Source organism: Streptomyces sp. HSS9-12, assembly GCF_054963655.1.
In genome coordinates this window covers 1-5,251 of record NZ_JBUEGC010000102.1, presented here as the reverse complement: position 1 = coordinate 5,251, position 5,251 = coordinate 1, and the positions used below count along the sequence as shown (strand labels likewise).

The 5,251-nt window shown below is 70.4% G+C and carries 5 protein-coding genes and 2 pseudogenes; 4 read left to right on the top strand and 3 right to left on the bottom strand.

Annotation, left to right across the window (positions count from 1 at the left end; all coding sequences use genetic code 11):
* Positions 1–36 precede the first annotated feature (36 nt).
* The 3 genes and pseudogenes from ACY34J_RS28740 to mobC all read right to left on the bottom strand — a co-directional run bounded on the left by ACY34J_RS28740 (position 37) and on the right by mobC (position 2,536).
* The gene (locus tag ACY34J_RS28740; RefSeq protein ID WP_462729556.1) at positions 37–441 is read right to left on the bottom strand and encodes a hypothetical protein; all 405 of its coding nucleotides are present in this window, start codon (positions 439–441) and stop codon (positions 37–39) included.
* A gap of 105 nt (positions 442–546) precedes the next feature.
* Positions 547–2,318: pseudogene (locus tag ACY34J_RS28735) on the bottom strand (relaxase/mobilization nuclease domain-containing protein).
* The gene (gene mobC, locus ACY34J_RS28730; RefSeq protein WP_462729557.1) at positions 2,318–2,536 is read right to left on the bottom strand and encodes a plasmid mobilization relaxosome protein MobC; all 219 of its coding nucleotides are present in this window, start codon (positions 2,534–2,536) and stop codon (positions 2,318–2,320) included. Before mobC ends, ACY34J_RS28735 begins: the two are co-directional and overlap by 1 nt.
* Between mobC and ACY34J_RS28725 the strand changes: the two genes are divergently transcribed.
* The 4 genes and pseudogenes from ACY34J_RS28725 (at position 2,531) to ACY34J_RS28710 (ending at position 5,235) form a co-directional block, all read left to right on the top strand.
* Positions 2,531–3,868 (top strand): hypothetical protein, encoded by a 1,338-nt coding sequence (locus ACY34J_RS28725; protein ID WP_462729558.1) that lies wholly within the window; start codon positions 2,531–2,533, stop codon positions 3,866–3,868. The two genes, mobC and ACY34J_RS28725, sit on opposite strands and share 6 nt — an antisense overlap.
* Positions 3,862–4,083 carry a hypothetical protein gene (locus ACY34J_RS28720; protein WP_462729559.1) on the top strand — a complete coding sequence of 74 codons (222 nt, stop codon included), beginning with the start codon at positions 3,862–3,864 and terminating at the stop codon, positions 4,081–4,083. The genes ACY34J_RS28725 and ACY34J_RS28720 overlap by 7 nt, the downstream gene beginning before the upstream one ends.
* Positions 4,083–4,247 (top strand): annotated as a pseudogene (locus ACY34J_RS28715) (hypothetical protein); the annotation flags it as partial. The gene ACY34J_RS28720 and the pseudogene ACY34J_RS28715, both read left to right, overlap by 1 nt.
* A gap of 505 nt (positions 4,248–4,752) precedes the next feature.
* Complete coding sequence (locus tag ACY34J_RS28710; protein WP_462729560.1) at positions 4,753–5,235, top strand: hypothetical protein; 483 nt, start codon at positions 4,753–4,755, stop codon at positions 5,233–5,235.
* Positions 5,236–5,251 lie beyond the last annotated feature (16 nt).

The window sequence follows — 5,251 nt, the reverse complement described above, 5'->3', positions numbered from 1 at the left end:
AAGCGGTGCCCTCGAACCTGACCGTGCGCAGCTCCGTTACTCCAGGTAGGTGCCGGCGAAGGCGCCGTCGAAGCCGAGTGCGATCAGGCCCTGCTCGACGCTGGGGTAGGTCGTCCCGTCCGGGATGGCGATCATGGCGTCGAAGTCGGCGCGGCTGATCTCGGGCTCGAGCCACTGGTTGCTGCAGCGGCAGCGGACCCAGACATTGCGGCCGTGGTTGATGAGCAGCCAGTCGCGCCGGGCCCGGCAGGCCGAGCACAGCACGGGGATGCCGCGCAGGGACAACTCCGGCGGGTGGCTGAGGCATCGCGTCGCTCCGGGTCCGCTGGGCGGCTGCGTCTCGTACTGGAGTTGCGGCAGCGGATCACTTCCGGCGGGGGCGGCGGGCAGGACGGGGGTCGGCTCTACGTGGCTGTCGGTCGTTCTGAGCACGTGCGTCATCTCCCGGTCGAGGGCCTTCTCTTCATCCGTGACAGCCGGTGGAACCGGTTGTCCAGGGGTTTTCGCGCAGTCGGCAGGCCGGTGGCGGGCCTGCCGGACTGCTGGTCAGCGGCGCGGCGGGCGGCTGTGCGGGTCCGGTGCGGCGGGCCTGGGCGAGGCCGGGGGCGCGGTCCGGACGCCGGTCCGGTTGGCCGAAGGCGTGGCGCGACCGGTGTGGGCCTGCGGGCGTCGAGCGGCTTCGCCCGGGTGGGCGGGCAGCTGGGCGAGGCGGCGCAGTCGCCAGACCAGGACGTCGTTCACGTCCTCGGCGGTGTCGAGTTCCCGCATGTCGATGGCCTCCTGCAGGAGGGCCTTGGGGTCGTGGCCTGCTTGCTCGGCCTGGGCCAGGGTGGCGGCCAGGGCGTCGTTCTTCGTGTTCGTGTCGGCTCGGGTGCTGCTCTCGGACAAGGCGGCGCGGATGGTGGTCTCGTAGGTGCGGCGCTGGGCTTCGGGCAGGGCGCGACCTTGGTTGCGCAGGGCCTGCATGGGTGCGGCGGCGGCCTGGCGGTAGGCGGCGCGAAGGTGCTCGGCGGTCTGACGGGAGGCTTCGGCCTGTTGGGCGTGACCGCGTGCGGAGTGCCAGCGGGCGGCGGCCAGGGCGACCAGGACCAGGGTGGAGACGAGCATGGCGGTGGTGCCGCCGTCCTCGCCTCGGCCGAGCGCGCTGCCGGCGTGGATGATGCCTCGGGCCGCCGAGCGGATCGCCCGGGTGTCGGCTCGTTCGGCCCGGACGTGGCTGCGGGTGGCGCGTTCGAAGGAGCGGGCGGCGGTGCCGAGCTCGGCGCGGGTGGCGGCCGGCGAGGTCTTGGGCGACCGCGTCCAGGAGTTCGCCGACTCCGACGAGTTGGGCTGCGGCTTCGTCGTCGTCACTGTCCAGCATGATCGCGCCGCGCTCGGCGACCCCGGTCGCGGTGCGTCGCCCCCGTGCGGGCGGCGACCAGTCCGACCGGACGCTGTCTGCTTCCGGCAGCGTGACCTCGTCGGCGGTTCCGTCGGCAAGGCGGCGCTGGATCTTCGGATAGGAAAGGTCGGGGGCCAGGGTCGAGCCCGCGAACCAGACCGGCTCGCGGTCGCGATTGCGGTCGCCGGGCAGTGCGACCTTGTAGCCGAGGACGTCCCCGGAAGGCGCGTGCCGCAGCTTGACGCGCAGGCCCGCCTCGCGAAGGCGGGTGAAGAACTCGGCTTCGCTGGCGGCTCCGGCGACGGCCTGGCGGACGGCTTCGCGCAGCGTCTCGCGCGGGGTCTCGGGTCGGCCGCTCCGCTCGGCTTTGAAGCGCTCGGCGCTGGTGGGCGTCTTGGCTCCGGTGCCGTCGCCGGGCTTGAGCTGGCGCAGGCCCATCTCCTGTTCGATGCGGCGGCATTCGGCCTGGGCCTTCTTGAAGTCGTAGTTCATCCTCGGGCGGCGCAGGTCACCTCGGACCATGGTGGCCACGATGTGGATGTGGTCGTCGGCGTTGGCGCACCGCGACCCAGCGGCAGCCGTCAGGATCGCCTTCGGGGGCGAGGTTGACGGCGTGGACCAGGCGGCGGGCGACGGTGTTCCACTCGTCGTCGGTCAGGGTCCGGTCGCCGGGGTCGGTACGGACCGAGCAGTGCCAGACGTGCTCGGCCAGGGCGTTGTCGCCTGCCTGCTTGACCCGCAGGTCCAGGGCGACAGCGAGCCGGGCCAGGGGGACCTTGGGATCGGGGTCGGGGCTGGTGTCGCGGCCGGGGTCCGGGGCGAAGCCGTCCCAACTGCCGACGAGGTGGGGGTCGGTGTGCTCGTCGCGTTTGCCGGGGCCGTACAGGTAGACGAGCAGGCCATGGGTGCAAGAGCCGCGTCGGATCTTGGGGACCATCACAAGCGCTTCTTCACCAGGGTGTCGGCCGCGTCGTCTACGCGAGCCAGGACGCGAATCAAGGTCGTCAGGGCGTGGTCGAGTTCGCCGGGGCGGGGCTGCCCTCCAGCGTTGTAGACGAAGGCGATCTGGTTGATGTTGTTGCCGACACGGGAGATGGCGGTGCGCAGGGCGGCCAGCTCGTCGATGGCGGCGTCGAGCTGTTCGTTGGTGTGCACGGTGGTCGAACCGCGGGCGACGGCGAGGCCGGCGGCAGCGAGGAAACGGGCGACGGTAACGGCACGCTGCTTGGCGGCGGCGGTGATCTCGTCTTCTCGGTGTCGGACAGGCGGGTGGTCATGTTGTGGGTGCGCTGGCTCGGGTTGCGGGTGCGACGGCGCGGCTTTCGGTCGGGGACGCAGGTTGACTCGGGCTCTGCTGCTCGCGCGGGGCGCGGTCGTCTGCTTCTCCTCCCACGACCGGCGCCCCCTGGTGCCGGGAGTCCGGTTGGTCACCGTGCGCCCTCGCTCGGGGACCAACCGGACTTCCCCCGCACCCTGACGGGACTGCTCCTGCGGGGACCGAGACTGGAGGAGGTCGAGGCCGCGGTCCGAGCCGCGACGGCCCTGGACCGCAGCAGCTGGGACTTCCACCAGCCGCCGGAGGGCATGCGGTTCGTCGGCTACACGGGCAGCGGGAAGAAGACCTTCAAGACGATCAACCTCAGTACCGCCGCCGCACTGGTGGCGGCCACCGGGGGAGCACACGTCGCGAAACTCGGATCCCGCAGTGCGTCGTCGAAGACCGGATCCCGCGACTTCATCGACCTCGTGGGCGCGACGAGCGACACGGTCCCGCACCAGGAGATGGTCGACATCACAGCGGAGACCGGCTTCGGGTTCTTCTCCATCGAGAACCGCGTGCCGGAGTTCGACCGCCGCTACGGAGGCAGGTTCCAGGCCGTGCACGCCCTCAGCCTGGCGTTCCCCGCCCTCCTCAGCCCGGTCACCTGCCCCGCCTACGTGTACGGCCTCTCGCACCCCGCGGTCGGCGCTTCCGCCCGGCTGCTCTCCCGCCTCGGCCTGCCGGACGTGGCGGTCATCAACTCCAGCGTCGGCCAGACGGTCCAGGTCGACGAGTTGATCCCCGGAAGCACCGTGCGGGCCTGCCGCATCAGGGCGGGCGAGGAGGACCTGGCGTTCAACGACGAGGTACGTAAAGGCGCGGCCTCGATGCCGCAGGACCTCACGTCCGTCACCCAGTACGAGGATCCTCGGGAAAACGTCGCCGCCGCGATCCGCGTGATGGCCGGCCGGGACACCAGTCAGGCGCGGAGCGCCGTCGCCCTCAACGCGGCCCTGCTCATGGTGATGTCCGAGGTGGTCCCCACCATCCAGTCCGGCATCGACAAGGCCCTCACCATCATCGACGCGGGCGCGGGTCTGGACACACTCCAGCAGTTCGTACGGCTCACGGGCGGCGCCCCGCACCAGCTCAACTCGCTCCTGCGCCCCGCATCCCCGACGGCCCTCCTGATCAGCCCCGGCATCGAGGAGAAGGCACCATGCTGACGCACGACGAACTCGCGATCGTCCACCTGGTCCTCAACACCGACTGCAACGCCTGGGATCTCGCACCGACCAGCACCTCACCGGGCGTGTGCCGCTTCTGCTACCGCGAGCGCAACAGAGTCAGCACCGATGCGGACACGGTCCGCCGTGTCATCGACCGGGTCGTTCCGAGTCCGAGGCTCACCGGTGCGTCTTCACCGGCGGTGACCCCGTGATGCCGTACGACAACCACCTGGAAGTCGCCCTCCAGCACGCCACCGAAGTCGGCTTCGAGACCAACCTCCACACCAACGGGCTGCTTCTGAGCGACCGTTACGCCGGTCTCCGCGACAACGTGACCATCTACTCCCTGGCAGTCGACGGCCCGAACGCCGAGACAGCCAACTGGTTCCGCGGACAGGGGTACTTCGAACGGTTCCTGTCCAACGTCGAGTTCCTCACCGCCGACCAGCGACGGCTCGCGTTCAACACGTTCACCACGGCTGGTTCCGTGAAGGAGCTGTCGCGCCTCGCGCAGTTCATCGCCGGAGTGACCCAGCAGACGGACGTCGAATACTGGCTGATCTCCCAGTACCGCCCGATCGGCCGCGCGAACACGCGCAAGGCGGAGATCTACGGCTTCGATCGGGACGACTTCGTGCGGGCCGTGGACGACGTACACAACATGGTCGACGGGGTGGAGATCTACGCCCAGCCCACACGTGCCCCGGAGGACCAGTACCCGTTCCGGGTCTGGGTCCTCGCCGACGGAACGGTCACCGCGGACCTCGGCAGGTCGCCGCTCCCCGCAACGAAGTACTTGGCGACCTCCTGGTTGACGGCTTCGAGCCACTGGTCCACCGGGCCTTCGCCCTCCGAGAGCAGACACAGTCGGAAGGAATCGCATGAAGTTCGACACCGCGTACTACGAGAGCGTCATCGACCAGCACCGCTACGAACGCCTGGGGCTCGGCGCCATCGACTTCGCCCTCGCGGGGATGAGCCCCGGCGACCTGCGAACGAAGTGGGTGTGCCACACGGGAGCGCGCGGGTTCGCGGAGGCGGTCGCGGACGGGCAGCCCGCGATCGTCACCACCGGGGTCGGTCTCGGAGGGCCGCCCCACGCCGGCACCCTCTTCCAGCTGCTGCGCGCGATCAAACTGCAGCAGTGCGGCCTCGACGTCCAGATCGTGCTGGGCGACCTCGACTCCTACAACGCCCGCCGCACGCCCCTGGACTCCGTGCGGAAACTCGCCGATCAGTACGAGGAGTTCGTCCTAGTAGTGCTTGGTCAGGTCGGTGTCGGGGTGGGTATGTCGCGGTGGCAGGTGGGGCAGGCGCCGGTCCAGATCGCGAGCAGGGTCTGCAGCTCGCGGACGACCTGGTAGAGGCTCAGGCCGGCGC

Excerpts from the sequence above, each read along its gene's own strand:
- ACY34J_RS28740 (WP_462729556.1), bottom strand. The coding sequence starts at position 441 with ATGACGCACGTGCTCAGAACGACCGACAGCCACGTAGAGCCGACCCCC.
- ACY34J_RS28720 (WP_462729559.1), top strand. The coding sequence starts at position 3,862 with ATGCTGACGCACGACGAACTCGCGATCGTCCACCTGGTCCTCAACACC.
- ACY34J_RS28710 (WP_462729560.1), top strand. The coding sequence starts at position 4,753 with ATGAAGTTCGACACCGCGTACTACGAGAGCGTCATCGACCAGCACCGC.